Source organism: Microbacterium sp. BH-3-3-3, from assembly GCF_007679045.1.
GTDB lineage: Bacteria > Actinomycetota > Actinomycetes > Actinomycetales > Microbacteriaceae > Microbacterium > Microbacterium algihabitans.
Genome location: NZ_VEFS01000004.1, coordinates 116,956 through 133,353, shown reverse-complemented (window position 1 = coordinate 133,353; position 16,398 = coordinate 116,956). Strand labels below are relative to the sequence as shown.

14 protein-coding genes are annotated in these 16,398 nt (G+C 72.3%); 9 read left to right on the top strand and 5 right to left on the bottom strand.

Going from position 1 to position 16,398, the window contains the following annotated elements; all coding sequences use genetic code 11:
• Positions 1 to 48: 48 nt before the first annotated feature.
• From FS769_RS12870 to FS769_RS12860, 3 genes are read left to right on the top strand one after another with little or no spacing between them, the layout of a single operon-like run.
• Positions 49 to 414 carry a gamma-glutamylcyclotransferase family protein gene (locus FS769_RS12870; RefSeq protein ID WP_144834036.1) on the top strand — a complete coding sequence of 122 codons (366 nt, stop codon included), beginning with the start codon at positions 49 to 51 and terminating at the stop codon, positions 412 to 414.
• Positions 411 to 1,316, top strand: a complete 906-nt coding sequence (locus FS769_RS12865) for an arginase family protein (RefSeq protein WP_144834033.1) — start codon at positions 411 to 413, stop codon at positions 1,314 to 1,316. The genes FS769_RS12870 and FS769_RS12865 overlap by 4 nt, the downstream gene beginning before the upstream one ends.
• A complete protein-coding gene (locus tag FS769_RS12860; RefSeq protein WP_144834032.1) occupies positions 1,313 to 1,777 on the top strand; it encodes a histidine phosphatase family protein in 465 nt (154 codons plus the stop codon). Before FS769_RS12865 ends, FS769_RS12860 begins: the two co-directional genes overlap by 4 nt.
• Before the next feature lie 337 nt (positions 1,778 to 2,114).
• Here FS769_RS12860 and hutI read toward each other — a convergent pair whose 3' ends face one another.
• Genes hutI through hutH form a run of 3 tightly spaced genes read right to left on the bottom strand, consistent with a single transcriptional unit; the run spans position 2,115 to position 6,747 of the window.
• Entirely contained in the window at positions 2,115 to 3,302 is a 1,188-nt protein-coding gene (gene hutI / locus FS769_RS12855) for an imidazolonepropionase (protein WP_260979759.1), read from the bottom strand.
• Positions 3,296 to 5,149, bottom strand: coding sequence for a urocanate hydratase (locus FS769_RS12850; protein WP_144834030.1), 1,854 nt, complete (start codon positions 5,147 to 5,149; stop codon positions 3,296 to 3,298). The genes hutI and FS769_RS12850 overlap by 7 nt, the downstream gene beginning before the upstream one ends.
• A gap of 29 nt (positions 5,150 to 5,178) precedes the next feature.
• Entirely contained in the window at positions 5,179 to 6,747 is a 1,569-nt protein-coding gene (hutH, locus tag FS769_RS12845; protein WP_144834028.1) for a histidine ammonia-lyase, read from the bottom strand.
• 61 nt (positions 6,748 to 6,808) lie between these two features.
• On the opposite strand from hutH, the gene FS769_RS12840 reads away from it, so the two are divergent.
• Positions 6,809 to 7,582: an IclR family transcriptional regulator gene (locus FS769_RS12840; RefSeq protein ID WP_144834026.1), complete on the top strand. Its 774-nt coding sequence runs from the start codon at positions 6,809 to 6,811 to the stop codon at positions 7,580 to 7,582.
• 104 nt (positions 7,583 to 7,686) lie between these two features.
• Here the strand turns inward: FS769_RS12840 and FS769_RS12835 are convergent, their stop codons facing one another.
• Entirely contained in the window at positions 7,687 to 8,685 is a 999-nt protein-coding gene (locus FS769_RS12835; RefSeq protein ID WP_144834024.1) for a LacI family DNA-binding transcriptional regulator, read from the bottom strand.
• 245 nt (positions 8,686 to 8,930) lie between these two features.
• Here FS769_RS12835 and FS769_RS12830 point away from each other — a divergent pair, with 245 nt between their 5' ends.
• The 4 genes from FS769_RS12830 to FS769_RS12815 all read left to right on the top strand — a co-directional run bounded on the left by FS769_RS12830 (position 8,931) and on the right by FS769_RS12815 (position 14,141).
• Positions 8,931 to 10,169, top strand: a complete 1,239-nt coding sequence (locus tag FS769_RS12830) for an extracellular solute-binding protein (protein WP_144834022.1) — start codon at positions 8,931 to 8,933, stop codon at positions 10,167 to 10,169.
• Between the two features lie 2 nt (positions 10,170 to 10,171).
• Positions 10,172 to 11,281 carry a carbohydrate ABC transporter permease gene (locus FS769_RS12825; RefSeq protein WP_144834020.1) on the top strand — a complete coding sequence of 370 codons (1,110 nt, stop codon included), beginning with the start codon at positions 10,172 to 10,174 and terminating at the stop codon, positions 11,279 to 11,281.
• A gap of 77 nt (positions 11,282 to 11,358) precedes the next feature.
• Entirely contained in the window at positions 11,359 to 12,192 is an 834-nt protein-coding gene (locus FS769_RS12820) for a carbohydrate ABC transporter permease (protein WP_396652424.1), read from the top strand.
• Positions 12,189 to 14,141, top strand: coding sequence for a glycogen debranching N-terminal domain-containing protein (locus tag FS769_RS12815; RefSeq protein WP_144834016.1), 1,953 nt, complete (start codon positions 12,189 to 12,191; stop codon positions 14,139 to 14,141). The genes FS769_RS12820 and FS769_RS12815 overlap by 4 nt, the downstream gene beginning before the upstream one ends.
• Positions 14,142 to 14,669: 528 nt before the next feature.
• On the opposite strand, the gene FS769_RS12810 is transcribed toward FS769_RS12815, so the two are convergent.
• Positions 14,670 to 15,146 carry a YbaK/EbsC family protein gene (locus FS769_RS12810; RefSeq protein WP_144834014.1) on the bottom strand — a complete coding sequence of 159 codons (477 nt, stop codon included), beginning with the start codon at positions 15,144 to 15,146 and terminating at the stop codon, positions 14,670 to 14,672.
• 172 nt (positions 15,147 to 15,318) lie between these two features.
• On the opposite strand from FS769_RS12810, the gene FS769_RS12805 reads away from it, so the two are divergent.
• Positions 15,319 to 16,392: a Glu/Leu/Phe/Val dehydrogenase family protein gene (locus FS769_RS12805; RefSeq protein WP_144834012.1), complete on the top strand. Its 1,074-nt coding sequence runs from the start codon at positions 15,319 to 15,321 to the stop codon at positions 16,390 to 16,392.
• Positions 16,393 to 16,398 lie beyond the last annotated feature (6 nt).

The window sequence follows — 16,398 nt, the reverse complement described above, 5'->3', positions numbered from 1 at the left end:
TCGCGTCGCACCGCCCTGCGGCGTAGCCGGGTGAGTAGCCTGGGGCGCGTGAGTGACGGAACCGACGCCGAGTCGCTCTTCACGTACGGCACGCTGCAGTCGCCCGACGTGCAACTCGACACGTTCGGTCGCCGTGTCGACGGCGACGACGACGCACTGACCGGTTTCCGTCTCGAATGGATCGACGCCACCGGCGTCCACGATCCGGGCGGTGTCGACACCGCCTCCGCTCTGGCTGATCGTCACCGGGCTCTCAGGCGTACCGACGACCCGCGCGATCGCGTGTTCGGCAGCGTGCTGCAGCTCACGGCAGACGAACTCGACGCGGCCGACGAGTACATGGCGACCGTCTCGCGGCGCACGCGGGTCACGCTATCGAGCGGTGACGAGGCATGGGTCTACGTCGCCGTATGACCGCCCTGTCCGTCGACCCGCTCTGGCCCCGCGCCGGTGACTGGCCCGCGCCCTCGCCCAACGAGATTCCGGATGCCGCTCTGCTCGGTGTCCCCGCCTGGCGCACGTCGCTCTCGCCCACGTGCGCCGGCGAAACCCCCGCGGCGGTTCGCGCCGCTCTCCGCCGCTTCTCGCCCACGCTGATGGGTCCGCCCCCGGTCTCGCTCGACGACGTGCTGCGCATCGTCGATGCCGGCGACGTCACCGAACCCGACGGTCGCGAGGGCGAACAGCGCGTGCGCGACGCCGTCGCCGAGCTCAGCGCCGCGCGCATGGTGATCGCCCTCGGCGGCGACAACTCCGCGACCTACGCGGTCGCGCAAGGACGCCGCGCCCGCGGGCTCATCACCCTCGACGCCCACTTCGACCTGCGCGACGGCGAATCGAACGGATCCCCCGTACGCCGGCTCATCGCCGACGGGCTCGACCCCTCGCGCATCGTGCAGATCGGCATCGCCGACTTCGCGAACTCCGCAGCCTACGCGCAGCGCGCCCACGAGGCGGGCATCACCGTCATCACCCTCGACGAGCTCCGCAGTCGCGGCATCGACACGGTGATCGCCGACGCCCTGCGCATCGCCGGAGCGGGCTCCGCGTCGGCCGATGCCGGCGGCATCCATCTCGATGTCGACGTCGACGTCTGCGACCGCTCGGTCGCACCGGGGTGCCCGGCGAGCGTTCCCGGAGGCCTCGCCGCGTGGGAGTTGCGCGCTCTCGTGCGCGGCCTCTCCCGCGACTCCGGCGTGATCAGCGCCGACATCGTCGAGGTGGATGCCACGGCAGACACCGCCGACGCCCGCACGGTGCGTCTGGCTGCGCTGTGCGTTCTGGAGATCCTGGCAGGAATGGCGGAAAGACGATGATCCAACTCATCCTCGCGCGGCACGCGAAATCGGACTGGGCCGACGAAGGTCTCGACGATCACGAGCGTCCGCTCAACGATCGCGGTCGCCGCGACGCACCGGCGATGGCGCGGATGGTCGTGCGCAAGGGCGTGCGACCGGAGACGGTGCTGTCGAGCACGGCCGTGCGCGCGAAAGAGACGGCGCAGTTCTTCGCGAAGGCCTTCGACGCCGAAGTCACCGAGCTCTCCGAGCTGTACCTGGCCGATCCCGCGCAGATTCTGGCGTCCGCGCGCGCCGTGGGGGTCGACGAGCTGATGGTCGTCGCGCACGACCCCGGCATGAGCGCCCTCGTCTCGCGTCTCGCCGACCGCGACGAGCGCATGGTCACGTGCGCCGTGGCGATCTTCACCTGGCACGACGGCACGTGGGACGACGTCGACGCGACCCCTCCCGACGAGTTCGAGCTGCTGACGCCCTGAGGCCGGCCTGGGCCGTCCGGCCCCGGGTTGCCTCACCTCTTCGCCGCGTCGCCGTCGTGCGGACCTCAGCCCCGACACGCCGTCCCGCCCGACCCGACACCCGGCGTGTCCCCCGCGGCATCCGCACGACGGCACACTCGGGCGGGACCCCGCCGACCGGCCGTGCCCCCGACCCGCCGTGACCCGCCGTGCCCCGCCGACCCGCCGTCCCGCGGACCTCACCCCCGACACGCCGTCCCGCGCGACCCGACACCCGGCGTGTCGCCCGCGGCATCCGCACGACGGTCCAGCCCGGCCCGACGACCGGCCCGGCCGTGCCCCCGACCCGCGCGATGCCTCAGACCTCGGCCCCGTCCTTCCACACCGCCCGCACGAGGGGCGCGCCCGGCCGGTAGGCGAGGTGCACGCGGGTCGGGGCCTCCAGCAGCACGAGGTCGGCGCGCGCGCCGGGCCGGATCACTCCCACGTCGGTGCGGCGCAGCGCGCGGGCACCTCCCGCGGTCGCCGCCCACACGGCCTCGGCGACCGTCATGCCCATCTCGCGCACGGCCAGGGCGATCATGAGCGGCATCGAACTGGTGAAGCTCGATCCGGGGTTGCAGTCGCTCGCGAGAGCGACGGTCACGCCCGCGTCCATCAGCCGTCGTGCGTCGGGGTACGGCTGCCGCGTCGAGAACTCCACCCCCGGCAGCAGCGTCGCCACGGTGTCCGAGCCGGCGAGCGCGGCGACGTCGTCGTCGCTGAGGTACGTGCAGTGGTCCACCGCCGCGGCGCCGAGCTCGACGGCGAGGGCCGCTCCCCCGCCGAAGCCGAGCTGGTTCCCGTGCACCCGGATGCCGAGACCCGCGGCACGGCCCGCCTCGAGCACCCGGCGGCTCTGGGTCGGCGTGAACGCGCCCTCCTCGCAGAACACGTCGATCCACCGCGCGTGCGGAGCCACTGCGTCGAGCATGTCGCCGACGACGAGCTCGACGTAGTCGTCGCCCCGCCCGGCGAACTCCGCGGGCACGACGTGCGCGCCGAGGAAGGTGACCTCGGCGGTGACCTCGCTCGCGAGCCGCGCGAGACGCGTCTCGGTCTCGACGTCGAGCCCGTAGCCGGTCTTGATCTCGAGGGTGGTCGTCCCCTGGGCTCGGCACTCCCCGACCAGGGCTGCGAGACGAGCCCGCAGTTCATCGTCGGAGGCCGCTCGGGTCGCGGCGACAGTGGTGCGGATTCCCCCCGCGGCATACGACTCACCGGCCATCCGGGCCGCGAACTCCGCAGCCCGGTCGCCGCCGAAGACCAGATGGGTGTGGCTGTCGACGAAGCCGGGGATGACGGCGCGACCCTCGGCATTCACCACCGGAACGTCGGTCGGAGCGGCATCCGCCGACCCCACCCACTCGACGCGTCCGTCCCGCACGAGCACGGCGGCGTCGCGCAGGGTTCCGCAGGCATCGCCCGGGGCCGCGACGTTCGTCGTCAGCTCCCCGATGTTCGTCAGTAGGAACGCGCGTCCGGCCCGCCCGGAACCGCTCACCACATCGGCACCGTCAGGCCGCGCTCGGCCGCCACCTCGCGGGCGCGGTCGTAGCCGGCATCCACGTGGCGCATGACTCCGGTGCCGGGGTCGTTGACGAGCACGCGCGCGAGCTTCTCGGCGGCGAGCTCGGTGCCGTCGGCAACGCACACCTGTCCCGCGTGGATGCTGCGGCCGATCCCCACCCCTCCGCCGTGGTGGATCGACACCCACGACGCTCCGCTCGCGGTGTTCAGCAGGGCGTTGAGCAGGGGCCAGTCGGCGATGGCGTCCGAGCCGTCGGCCATGGCCTCGGTCTCGCGGTAGGGCGAGGCGACGGATCCCGCATCGAGGTGGTCGCGACCGATCACGACGGGTCCCGACAGCTCGCCGGAGGCCACCATCTCGTTGAACTTCAGGCCCGCGAGGTGGCGCTCCTGGTAGCCGAGCCAGCAGATGCGCGCGGGCAGCCCCTCGAAGTGCACCTGCTTTCCCGCCTTGTCGAGCCAGCGGTGGAGAGCTGCGTCTTCGGGGAAGAGCTCGGCCACGGCGCGGTCGGTCTTGGCGATGTCTTCCGGGTCTCCCGAGAGAGCGACCCAGCGGAACGGTCCCTTGCCCTCGGCGAAGAGCGGGCGGATGTACGCCGGCACGAAGCCGGGGAACGCGAACGCGCGGTCGTACCCGCCGAGTTCGGCCTCGCGACGGATCGAGTTGCCGTAGTCGAACACCGCCGCCCCGGCATCCTGGAACCCCACCATCGCCTTCACGTGGGCCGCCATGCTCTCGCGCGCGCGGCGGGTGAAATCCTCGGGGTCACGGGCGGCTTCGGCCTGCCACTGGTCGACCGACACACCGATCGGCAGGTACGACAACGGGTCGTGCGCGCTCGTCTGGTCGGTGACGATGTCGATCCGGATGCCGCGGGCCAGCAGCTCCGGGAACATCTCGGCCGCGTTTCCCTCGACGCCGACCGACAGCGCCTCGCCCGCCTCGCGTGCGGCGCTCACCCGTTCGATGGCCGCGTCGAGATCGGGGGCGACCTCGTCGAGGTACCCGTGGGCGACGCGGCGGTCGAGGCGCGTGCGATCGACGTCGACGATGAGCACCGCTCCCCCGTTCATCGTGACGGCGAGCGGCTGCGCCCCGCCCATGCCGCCGCACCCGGCGGTGAGGGTGAGGGTTCCTCTCAGGTCGCCCGCGGGAGCCGCCGGCCCGGTGGCTGACGGCTCGGTGGCTGCCGCCCCGGTGGCTGAGCCTGTCGAAGCCCCGCCGAGCGAGCGCGCGACGGCCGCGAACGTCTCGTACGTGCCCTGCAGAATGCCTTGCGTGCCGATGTAGATCCACGACCCGGCCGTCATCTGGCCGTACATGGTGAGCCCGAGCTCTTCGAGCTTGCGGAACTCGGGCCACGTCGCCCAGTCGCCCACGAGGTTCGAGTTGGCGATGAGCACGCGCGGCGCCCACTCGTGCGTGCGGAACACGCCGACCGGCTTGCCCGACTGCACGAGCAACGTCTCGTCGGGCTCCAGCTCGTCGAGGGTCCGCACGATCGCGTCGTACGCCGCCCACGATCGCGCGGCCCTGCCCGTGCCGCCGTAGACGACGAGGTCGTCGGGGCGCTCGGCGACCTCGGCGTCGAGGTTGTTCATGAGCATGCGCTTCGCGGCTTCGGCTCCCCAGCTCTTCGCGGTGCGCTCGGAGCCGCGCGCCGCGCGGATCGGAGAGCGGGGAGCGGATGCCGGGACCCCGGCGGTCGATGCGGCCGCGGCAGCCGTACCACGACCCGCAGCCGTTGCGACCTCCGGTGCCGGGGCGGCGGCTTCGGGCGTCGTGTCGACCGGTGCCGCGCCGGTCGTGGTGGTGTCGGTCATGGCGGATCTCCTTTGATCGGGGCGCGAGGTCAGGCGGTGTGTACGGGAGTGGAGAGCGTGTGGGCGGAATCCGTCCGAGCGAGCGCGACCCGCGCCACCGCGCCCGAGGCGACGAGCTCGGTCACGGCCTCGATCTCGGGCGAGACGAAGCGGTCGGGGCCGGGGCCTTCGACACGCGTGCGGATGAGGTCGCGCACGGCGCCGGTGGCCGCCGCGGGCTCGAGGGGAGCGCGCAGGTCGAGGGCGCGGCATCCGGTCAGCACTTCGATCGCCAGCACGCGGGCGAGCCCATCGATCGAGCGACGGAGCTTGCGGGCACCCGCCCAGCCCATCGACACGTGATCCTCCTGCATGGCGCTCGAGGGGATCGAGTCGACCGAGGCGGGGGCGGCGAGGCGCTTGAGCTCCGACACGATTCCGGCGGCGGCGTACTGCGCGATCATCAGGCCCGAGTCGACCCCCGCCTCGTCGGCCAGGAACGGCGGCAGCCCGTTGCTGCGGGCGACGTCGAGCGCACGGTCGGTGCGGCGCTCCGACATCGAGGCCACGTCGGCGACCGCGATCGCGAGGAAGTCGAGCACGTACGCGACGGGGGCGCCGTGGAAGTTGCCGTTCGACTCGACGCGCCCGTCGACGGTGACGACGGGGTTGTCGACGGCGGATGCCAGCTCGCGCTCGGCGACCCGCGCCGCGTGGGTCATCGTGTCACGCGCGGCGCCGTGCACCTGGGGAGCGCAACGCAGGGAGTAGGCATCCTGCACGCGGGTGCACTCGGGGCCGCGGTGGCTCGCGACGATGGGCGAGCCGGCGAGGAACGCGCGGAGGTTCGCCGCGGATACCGCCTGCCCCAGCTGCGGGCGAAGCGCCATGAGGTCGGCCGCGAAGACGGCATCCGTCCCCAACTGCGATTCGATCGAGATCGCCGCCGAGACGTCGGCCGTGGTGAGTAGCATCTCGAGGTCGTGCAGGGCCAGCAGCAGCATGCCGAGCATGCCGTCGGTGCCGTTGATGAGGGCGAGGCCCTCCTTCTCGCGCAGGGCGACCGGGGCGATCCCGGCGGCGGCGAGCGCGTCGGCGGCGGATCGCCGATCGCCGGCGGCGTCGCGTACCTCGCCCTCGCCCATCACCGCGAGGGCCACGTGCGACAGCGGCGCGAGGTCGCCCGAGCAGCCGAGCGAGCCGTATTCGCGCACGACCGGGGTGATCCCGGCGTTCAGCAGGGCGGCGTAGGTCTCGACCACGACGGGGCGCACCCCGGTGCGACCGGTGGACAGGGTCTGCAGCCGCAGCAGCATGAGGGCGCGCACGACCTCGCGCTCGACCTCGGCCCCGGTGCCGGCGGCGTGCGAGCGGATGAGGCTCGCCTGCAGCTGAGCGCGCCGGTCCTCGGCGATGAACGTCGTCGCCAGCGCCCCGAAGCCGGTCGAGATGCCGTAGTGCGGCTGCGGGTCGTCGGCGAGCGCCTCGATGAGGGCGCGGGTGTCGGCCACGCGCTGCAGGGCGTCGTCGTCCACCGTCACCTGCGCGTCGTGGCGCGCGACGGCGACCACATCCTGAGGGGTGAGGGGCCGGGATCCGACGGTGACGCTCGCGTTCATACGCCGATTCCATCGCGCGCACTGTCGCGCGACGACGGGGTTCTGGCATCCTGTGTCTGTCATGCCAGACATTCCCCGCCCGCAAGTTCCCGCCGCCGGTCAGACGCTGCGGATCCTCTCGCTGCTCGCGCGCCAGCCCGGCCCGATGGCCGCGCAGTCGATCGCGACGACCCTCGGCATCCCGCGCTCGAGCGTCTATCACCTGCTCGCCACCCTCGAGCAGCACGGCTACGTCGTGCACCTGCCCGGCGACCGTCGCTGGGGCCTCGGCACCGCGGCGTTCGAGCTCGGCGGCGGATACGCCCGGCAGCAACCCCTCGCCCGCCTCGGGCGGCCGCTGCTGGCCGGGCTCTCCGACCGGGTCGGCGAATCTGCCCACCTCGCCGTGCTGGCCGGCCGAGATGTGCTGTACATCGTCGAAGAGCGCGCTCCGCGCCGCCCCGCGCTCGTGACCGACGTCGGCGTGCGCCTCCCCGCACACCTGACGGCGACGGGGCGGGCCATGCTCGCGGCGCTCCCCCGCGAGCAAGTGCGGGCGTTGTTCCCGGATGCCACGGCCCTCACCCAGCGCCACAGTGCGGGCCCCGCGACCCCGCGCGAGCTGCGTGAGGTGCTCCGCCTCGTGCGGGCCGACGGCCACGCGAGCGAGAACGGCGAGGTCACGCCCGGATTCCGCTCCGTCGCCGCCGCGGTGCTGGATCACGCCGGGTGGCCCGCCGCGGCCGTGGCGATCACGTGGCCGGCCGACGGACCCCCGCGCGATGCCGAGGCGCTGGCGTCAGCGGCATCCGGAACCGCCGCCGAGCTCGCCCGCCGCATCGGCCGGCCGGCCTGACGCGCGTTCGGGGCGAGTTTCGTCGTTCGGGGCGTGAAATTCTCGCCCCAATCGACGGATCCCGCCCCAAACTCCCCGGGCGCCGCCCCGCCCACCCCCGCGCCTCAGCGCACGACGAGCCGCGGCTCCACCAGCACGTGCGCCGCTCCGGCCGTCGGTGCGCGGGGGGCGACGACCGTGCCGTTCTCGCCCATGAGCAGGTCGAGGGCTCCGGATGCCACCTTCTCGGGCAACTGCTCGACGCTCGACAGGCCGAGCGCCTCAACCGCGGGGGTGTTGTCGAAGCCGATGACCGTGATGTCGCTCCGGCCGGCGAGGGTGACGGCGAGGTGCGCGCCGATCGCGAGGGAGTCGCTCGCGCATACGATGCCCGTCACGCCCGGGTCGGCGGCGAGGCCGGCGGCGACCACGTCGCGGGCCGCCGAGACGTTCTCTTCGACGACCCATCGCGGTCCCGAGGCCGCGCTCTCGCGCCACCCGCGCTCGCGTTCGTCGCCGGTGCCCGACCCGGCGGGCCACCCGAGGAAGGCGATGCGCTGGCCGTCCTGGGCCAGCAGGTGCGCGGTCGCGGCGCGCGTGCCCGCCGCTCCGTCGACGTCGACCCAGAGGTGCGCGGGGGCTTCGACGTCGTCTTCGCCCCACGGCCGTCCGAACGACACGAACGGCAGGGCGCGGTCGAGCAGCCACCCCGTGCGCGGGTCGCCGTGGAAGGTTCCGGTGATGACGACGGCATCCACTTCTCCCCCCTCGAGCAGATCGCCGAGGCGGGCGATCTCCTCTTCGGGCGTGCGCGCGGCGTACAGCAGCACGCGCATGTCGCGCTCGCCCGCGCGTTCGGTGAGGGCGTGCACGAAGCGGTCGAGCACCACGCCCGAGATTCCCCCGGCGTACGGATCGAGATGGATGCCGATGGTCGAGCTCCGACGCGTGCGCAGGCGGCGCGCGGCGGCGTGAGGGCGGTAGCCGAGCTCGGCGATCGCGGCTTCGACGCGCAGGCGGGTGGCCTCGCGCACGATGTCGGGGGTGTTCACGACGTTCGACACGGTCTGCCGCGAGACGCCGGCGACGCGTGCGACGTCGTCGACGGTGGGCGTCTTCGCCATGTCTCGTCTCCCCCGTGCCGTGGCCGGTGCCCCGCGGCATCCGGTTTTCGATCCTCCGGCGCCTGCGCGCTCCGCGACGGCGGGTGCAGGCCGGACGGCCAGACCGACAGCCTAAGCGGGCGGGCAACCGCTTGACAGGAAACACCGCCGTTCCTTACCGTTGTCGAACCGTCATTTGAACGATCAAACCGACGGCCCTCCGAGCACCCGGAGGGGTCGCATGCCTCATCGAAGGAGAGAGACACATGACACGGCACACTGCCCGGAACTGGCTCGCCGCCGGCGCACTTCTCGCCACCGGAGCCCTCGCGCTCACCGCGTGCGGCTCCGGATTCAACGACACCCCCGGCGAATCCCAGGCCTCGGGCTCGGGAAAGCTCAGCATCCTCATCGGCTCCTCGGGCGACGCCGAGACCACCGCCGTCACCGACGCCGTCGCCGCCTGGAGCGAGCAGTCGGGCGTGCAGGCCGAGGTGCAGACCGCCAACGACCTCCCCCAGCAGCTCTCGCAGGGTTTCGCGGCCGGCTCGCCGCCCGATCTGTTCTACCTCGCCCCCGAGGCCCTGGCCGGCTACGCGGCGAACGGCTCGATCGCGGCGTACGGCGACGACCTGGCGAACAAGGACGACTTCTACCCCTCGCTCGTCGACAACTTCACCGTCGACGGCAAGTTCTACTGCGCGCCCAAGGACTTCTCGACCCTGGCCCTCATCATCAACACCGACCTGTGGTCGGCGGCAGGGCTGACGGATGCCGATGTCCCCACGACCTGGGACCAGTTGGCATCCGTCGCCCAGAAGCTCACCACCGACGGCCGCGTCGGTCTCGCGTTCGGCGCCGAGTACCAGCGCGTCGGTGCCTTCATGGCCGAGGCCGGAGGCGGACTCGTCTCCGACGGCACGGCCACGGCCGACAGCTCCGCCAACGTCGAGGCGCTGAACTACGTCAAGACGCACCTGAACGACGGCACCTTCGCCTTCGCGTCGGATGTGGGCGCGGGCTGGGGCGGCGAGGCGTTCGGCACCCAGAAGGCCGCGATGGTCATGGAGGGCAACTGGATCACCGGCGCCATGTCGGCCGACTACCCCGACGTGAAGTACCAGGTCGCCGAGCTGCCCGCGGGCCCCGGCGGCAAGGGCACGCTGCAATTCACCAACTGCTGGGGCATGGCCGCCGACAGCGGCAACCAGGAGCAGGCCCGCTCTCTCGTCGAGTACCTGACGAGCACCGACCAGCAGCTGGCGTTCTCGAAGGCCTTCGGCCCGATGCCCTCGATCCAGTCGGCCGCCGACGCGTGGAGCACCGCGAACCCCGACCTCACGGCGTTCCTCTCCGGAGCCGAGTACGCGCAGTTCCCGCCGAACATGGCCGGTGCCGCCGACGTCATCACCGACTTCAACGCCCAGCTGGAGTCGCTGAAGACGGGTGACCCGCAGGCGCTGCTGCAGACGGCGCAGTCCAACCTCGAGGCCATCACCAAGTAGCCATGAGTGCTCTCACCTCAGCGCCGCGTCGCGCCGGATCCTCCTCCCCGGGGATCCGGCGCGGCGAGGCCGCCGCCGGCTGGCTTTTCACCGCCCCCGTGCTGATCATCCTGGGCGTGTTCCTGCTCGTCCCCGTGCTCATGGCGCTGTGGGTGAGCTTCTCCGACTGGACCGGGCGCGGCAGCCCCTTCTCGTCCAACGTCGGCTTCGTCGGTCTCGACAATTACGCCGCCGTCACCACCGGCGGCGGTCTCGCCGAACGTGACTTCGGCACGGCGCTGCGCAACAACGCCTGGTACGTGCTGCTGGTCGTGCCGCTGCAGACGGCCCTGTCGCTCTTCCTCGCCGTTCTCGTCAACCGCGCAATCCTGCGCGGGCGCGGTCTGTTCCGCACCGCCTTCTACTTCCCCTCGGTCACGAGCTCGGTGGCCATCACCGTGCTGTGGCTCTTCCTCTTCTCGGCATCCGGTGCCGTCAACCAGGCGCTGTCGTGGTTCGGCATCAACGGACCGAACTGGTTCAGCGATCCGTCCGGCGTCGTGCACAACCTGCTCGGAGCCGTGGGCATCACCAGCGGCCCGGCTTTCCTCACCGGCAACACGATGCTCGGCGTCTCGTGGTGGGACTGGCTCGCCGGCCCCTCGGTCGCGATGTCGGCCTTCATCCTCATGGCCGTGTTCACCACCTCGGGCACCTTCATGCTGCTGTTCATCGCCGGCCTGCAGAACATCGGCGCCGACGTGCAGGAGGCCGCGATGATGGACGGCGCGACCGGCTGGCACCGCTTCTGGCGCGTGACCCTGCCGCAGCTCAAGCCCGTGCTGTTCACGGTGCTGACCCTCGGCCTCATCGGCACGTGGCAGGTGTTCGACCAGATCTACACCGGCACGCAGGGCGGCCCCGGAAAGACCACGCTGACCCCCGCCTACCTCAGCTACTCCTCGGCGTTCCTGTCGCAGCAGTGGGGTCAGGGTGCGGCGATCGCCTTCGTGCTCTTCGTCATCATCGTGGCGCTCACGATCCTGCAGCGCTTCGTGCTGCGCGACCGCCCGGTCTCGCGCCGACGCCTGCGTCAATACGAGGTGCGCGCACAGAAGGGAGCGAAGCGATGACCGCCACGGCCTCGCCCCAGACCACCGTTCTCGCCGAGCAGCGCATCGACGGGCCCGGTCGGCCCGCGAAGCACCGCATGTCGGGCAAGGCCCTGCGCTGGCAGATCGGTCTCTACGTCCTGCTGATCGTTCTCGCGGTCATCTACATCTATCCGTTCCTCGTGCAGGTGGCGACGTCGTTCAAGACGGATGCCGCGGCGGCGGCCGACCCGATCTCGCTCGCGCCCCAACCGTTCACGTGGGCGGCCTACGAGCGGTTGTTCCTGAACTCCGACTTCCCCGTGTGGTTCGGCAACTCGGTCGTGGTGACCCTGTTCGTCACCGCCGGCCGGGTGTTCTTCAACTCCCTCGCCGGGTACGCCCTCGCGCGCCTGCAGTTCCGCGGGCGCGGGGTGGTGTTCGCCGCCCTGATCGCCGTGATGGCCGTGCCCTCGGTGGTGCTGCTGATCCCGAAGTTCCTCGTGATCAACCAGCTCGGCATGTACGACTCGTACGCGGGCATGATCCTGCCGTTGCTGGTCGATGCCGCGGGCGTGTTCATCATGAAGAACTTCTTCGAGTCGATCCCCCCCTCGGTCGAGGAGCAGGCCCGCATCGACGGAGCCGGCACGTTCCGCATCTTCTGGTCGGTCGTGCTGCCGATGGCCCGGCCCGCGCTCATCACGATCGTGATCCTGTCGTTCCAGGGATCGTGGAACGAGCTGAGCCACTTCGTCATCTCCACCCAGTCGCCCGAACTCACCACCCTGACCAAGGGCGTGGCGGCGCTGGCGAGCGGTCAGCTCAGCCAGGGCAGCCAATTCCCCCTCAAACTCGCGGCCGCGGCCATCATGACGATCCCGGTCGCCGTGGTGTTCTTCATCTTCCAGCGCCGCATCATGAACGCCAGCGAAGGAGCCGTCAAAGAATGACCACCGCCCCCACCACCTCGCCTGCCGGGACGACGGTCGACACCCCTCCCCTGCAACCGCTGCTCAGCGATGCGCTCATCGTGCTGCGGGCCCCCACCCAGGTGTGGTCCGACGGCACGGGAGACATGGGCGCGGCCGCGGTGCACGGTGTCTACCACGGCGACGTGCGGCACGTGCGCTCGCTCACCGCGAGCTGCGACGGCTCACCGATCGAGTGGATCTCGACCGCCCCCGACGGCGCCTCGCGCGTGGTCTTCGGCGGACTGCTGCGCGGGCTCGACGACACCACGCCCGACCCGAAGGTGCGGCTGCTGCGCGACCGCCGCGTCGCCGACGGCGTGGTGAGCGAGTCGTGGACCGTGCACTCGCGCGTCGACCACCCCCTCCGCACCACGCTGCGGCTGACCCTCGCGCCGGAGTTCGCCCAGCTGCACGAGGTGAAGTCGGGTCACGCAGCCGCGCGCGACGCCGACACCGTGATCGAGGGAGACGAAGCCCGAGTGGATGCCGGTGCCCAGGGCCTCGACCTCGTCGCGCCGGGCGCCCGCGTGGCGTCGACCGGTCACGAGGTCGAGGCCGAGTGGGACGTCGAGATCGCTCCCTTCGGCTCCGCCGAGATCGGGTGGACGCTGACGCTCCGCGACGACACCCTCGTCGTGGGCTCGGCCACGGCTCCCGCCCGGTGGGATGCCGCTGCCCTCGCCGCGACCGCCCCCGACCCGCGCCTGTCGCGATGGCTGCGCACGGCGCTCGACGACCTCGACGCCCTGCGGCTCGTGCTCCCCGATCACCCCGACGACGAGTTCTTCGCCGCGGGAGCGCCGTGGTTCTTCACGCTCTTCGGCCGCGACTCGATCTGGGCCGCGCGGCTCGCGCTCCCGCTCGACTGCGAGATCGCGGCATCCACTCTGCGTGTCCTCGCCCGCCTGCAGGGCGCCGACGACGACGCGCAGACCGCGCAGGAACCGGGCAAGATCCTGCACGAGCTGCGGGCCTCGGCGCTCGAGATCCCCGGTGAGGGCATCGTGCTGCCGCCGAAGTACTACGGCAGCGTCGACTCGACCCCGCTGTGGATCTGCCTGCTCGCCGACGCCTGGCGCGGCGGCATGCCCGAGGCCGAGGTGCGCGCGCTGCTCCCCACGCTCCGCGGCGCCCTCGGCTGGATCCGCGACAGCGGCGACAGCGACGGAGACGGCTTCCTCGACTACATCGACCGCATGGGCACGGGCCTGTCGAACCAGGGGTGGAAGGACTCGGGCGACTCCATCCAGTGGCGCGACGGCCGCCTCGCCGAGGGTCCGATCGCCCTGTGCGAGGTGCAGGCGTACGCGTACGAGGCCGCCCTCGCCGGAGCCGACCTGCTCGAGCAGTTCGGTGAGGGGGCGGATGCCGATGACGTCGCGTTCTGGCGCGCCTGGGCCGCCGACCTCAAGGAGCGTTTCGCCGCGACCTACTGGGTCGAGACGCCCGAGGGCCGCTACCCCGCCGTCGCCCTCGACCGCGACAAGCGCCCGGTCGACACGCTGACCAGCAACATCGGGCACCTGCTCGGCACCGGCATCCTCTCCCCCGCCGAAGAGGCGCACGTCGCCCAGCTGTTGCTGGGCGAGAGCATGTCGAGTGGATACGGCATCCGCACCATGTCGACCGGCGCCGCCGGATACTGGCCGCTGTCGTATCACGGGGGCAGCGTCTGGGTGCACGACACCGCGATCGCCGCGTACGGCATGCTGCGTGCGGGCCTGCACGACCAGGCGCGCGCGGTGGTCGACGGCCTGCTCGATGCCGCCGAGGGCTTCGCGTACCGCGTGCCCGAGCTGCACGCGGGCGACCCGCGTACCCACTCGTCGGTGCCGACGCCCTACCCCGCCGCCTGCCGTCCGCAGGCGTGGTCGGCCGCCGCTGCGGTGGTCTGCCTCACAGCCCTCACACCCGCCCCCGGGGTGTGAGCCCGCCGGGCGGCGCCGCCCCGACCCGCCGCCGCCCGGCCCTTCCCCTTCCTGAGCCCGTCGAAGGGCCCGGAAATTCGCAGAACCGAGGTCCCTGAGCCTGTCGAAGGGACCGCAACCCGCGGACCCCCAGGTCCCTGAGCCTGTCGAAGGGACCGCAACCCACAGAACCGAGGTCCCTGAGCCCGTCGAAGGGACCGCAACCCACAGAACCCAGGTCCCTGAGCCTGTCGAAGGGACCGCAACCCGCGGACCCCAGGTCCCTGAGCCCGTCGAAGGGACCGCAACCCACAGAACCCAGGTCCCTGAGCCCGTCGAAGGGACCGGAAACCCGCAGAACCCAGGTCCCTGAGCCTGTCGAAGGGACCGGAGACCCGCGAACCCCAGGTCCCTGAGCCTGTCGAAGGGACCGGAACCCGCGGACCCCCGGTGACTTCGACAAGCTCAGCCACCTCACGTCGCACCACCCCACGCCCCGCGAACCCCCGGTGACTTCGACAAGCTCAGCCACCTGACGATCGCACCCGCTCAGGCGACCCGCGTCACCGTGCCGCCGGTCAGCCGCACCAGCTCGTCGAACGTCAGCGGAAACACCGTGTGCGGCGTGCCGCCCGCGGCCCAGATCTCGGGGAAGGCCGCGAGGTCTTCGTCGACCACCGTGGTCAGGGGCGCGGGGTGTCCGGTCGGGGCCACTCCCCCGATGGGCTGGCCGGTCGCGGTGAGCACCTGCTCGGGGGTCGCCCGACGGATGCCGCCGCGTCCGAGCCGCTCGGCGAGAGCCGTCGTGTCGACCCGATGCGCACCGCTGGTCATGACGAGCAGAGGCTCGTCGTCGCTCCAGAACACGAGGCTGTTGGCGATCGCGCCGACCTCGACACCGAGGGCGGCCGCGGCAAGCGCAGCCGTCGACGCGGCATCCGGCAGCACGACGATGCGGCCGGCGATGCCCGCCTCCTCGAGGGCGGCAGCGACCAGGCGACTACGGGTGGGGAGGGCGTCGGTCATGCCCGACAGCCTAGAGCGAGCCCCGCCACCGGCCGGGCGCGAACGCGCACGGGCGACCCGCGAACGTGCGCTCGCGTGACGCCCGGCGACGCGTCAGAATGGATTCCGGATGCCGCAACGCCGCGGCATCCGGGAAGTGCCGCCCACAAGGCGGCCGACGACAAGGAACGCGATGACCCACGCCCTGCCCCTGCCCGATTTCACCCACGAGCGCGTGGAGGTGATCACGGGGCGGCGCAGCGGCCTCTTCATCGCCGTCGCGCTGCACTCCTCGGTTCTCGGTTCCGCCCTCGGCGGCGCCCGCCTGTGGACCTACCCCTCGTGGACCGACGCCCTCGGCGACGCGCTGCGCCTGTCGGCCGCGATGACGCTCAAGAACGCCGCCGCCGGCCTCGACGCCGGCGGAGGCAAGTCGGTGGTCGGTCTGCCCCCGGGCACCGTTCTCGACGCCGACCGCCGCCGCGCCGCGTTCCTCGACCTCGGCGATGCGGTCGAGAGCCTCGGCGGGCTGTACCGCACCGCCGAAGACGTGGGCTCGACCACCGAAGACATGCTCGTCGTCAGCGAGCGCACCGCGCACGTCGTGGGTCTGCCCGACTCCGTCGGCGGCTCCGGCGAACCGGCCGGCCCCACCAGTCTCGGCGTCTACACCTCCCTCGTGGCGACGCTCGAGCGGGCCGTGGGCACCGGCGACGTCGCCGGTCGCCGGATCACGATCGCCGGTCTCGGCCAGGTCGGCGGCCGTCTCGCCGAGCGCCTCGCCGCCGAGGGCGCCGTGCTGACCGTCACCGACGTCAACCCCGCCAAGCGCTCCGCCGCCGCGGAGCTCGGCGCCGCGTGGGTCGAGCCGAGCGAGGCGCACCTCGTGCCCGCCGACGTCTTCGTACCCGCGGGCATCGGGGGCGTGCTGACCGACGACGTCATCGACGCCCTCGATGCGCGCAGCGTGTGCGGGCCCGCCAACAACCCCCTCGCTGACCGCGCCGGAGCCGACCGGTTGGCCGCCCGCGGCATCCTGTACGCGCCCGACTTCGTGGTCAACGCGGGCGGCGTGATCTACCTCGACGGCGTCGCGAAGGAGCAGGGCACGCTCGAGCAGATCATGGGTCGAGTGGCGGGCATCGGCGACACCATCCGCCGCGTCTTCGACGAGGCCGCCGTGCGCGGGGTCACCCCGCTGGCCGCGGCCGAGGGTCTCGCCGCCGAGCGCCTCGCCGCCGGCGCCGGGCGCACCGCCCTGGTCTGACCCATC

Excerpts from the sequence above, each read along its gene's own strand:
- FS769_RS12860 (WP_144834032.1), top strand. The coding sequence starts at position 1,313 with ATGATCCAACTCATCCTCGCGCGGCACGCGAAATCGGACTGGGCCGAC.
- FS769_RS12840 (WP_144834026.1), top strand. The coding sequence starts at position 6,809 with ATGCCAGACATTCCCCGCCCGCAAGTTCCCGCCGCCGGTCAGACGCTG.
- FS769_RS12815 (WP_144834016.1), top strand. The coding sequence starts at position 12,189 with ATGACCACCGCCCCCACCACCTCGCCTGCCGGGACGACGGTCGACACC.
- FS769_RS12805 (WP_144834012.1), top strand. The coding sequence starts at position 15,319 with ATGACCCACGCCCTGCCCCTGCCCGATTTCACCCACGAGCGCGTGGAG.
- hutH (WP_144834028.1), bottom strand. The coding sequence starts at position 6,747 with ATGAACGCGAGCGTCACCGTCGGATCCCGGCCCCTCACCCCTCAGGAT.
- FS769_RS12835 (WP_144834024.1), bottom strand. The coding sequence starts at position 8,685 with ATGGCGAAGACGCCCACCGTCGACGACGTCGCACGCGTCGCCGGCGTC.
- FS769_RS12850 (WP_144834030.1), bottom strand. The coding sequence starts at position 5,149 with ATGACCGACACCACCACGACCGGCGCGGCACCGGTCGACACGACGCCC.
- FS769_RS12810 (WP_144834014.1), bottom strand. The coding sequence starts at position 15,146 with ATGACCGACGCCCTCCCCACCCGTAGTCGCCTGGTCGCTGCCGCCCTC.
- FS769_RS12820 (WP_396652424.1), top strand. The coding sequence starts at position 11,359 with ATGTCGGGCAAGGCCCTGCGCTGGCAGATCGGTCTCTACGTCCTGCTG.
- FS769_RS12865 (WP_144834033.1), top strand. The coding sequence starts at position 411 with ATGACCGCCCTGTCCGTCGACCCGCTCTGGCCCCGCGCCGGTGACTGG.
- FS769_RS12825 (WP_144834020.1), top strand. The coding sequence starts at position 10,172 with ATGAGTGCTCTCACCTCAGCGCCGCGTCGCGCCGGATCCTCCTCCCCG.
- FS769_RS12830 (WP_144834022.1), top strand. The coding sequence starts at position 8,931 with ATGACACGGCACACTGCCCGGAACTGGCTCGCCGCCGGCGCACTTCTC.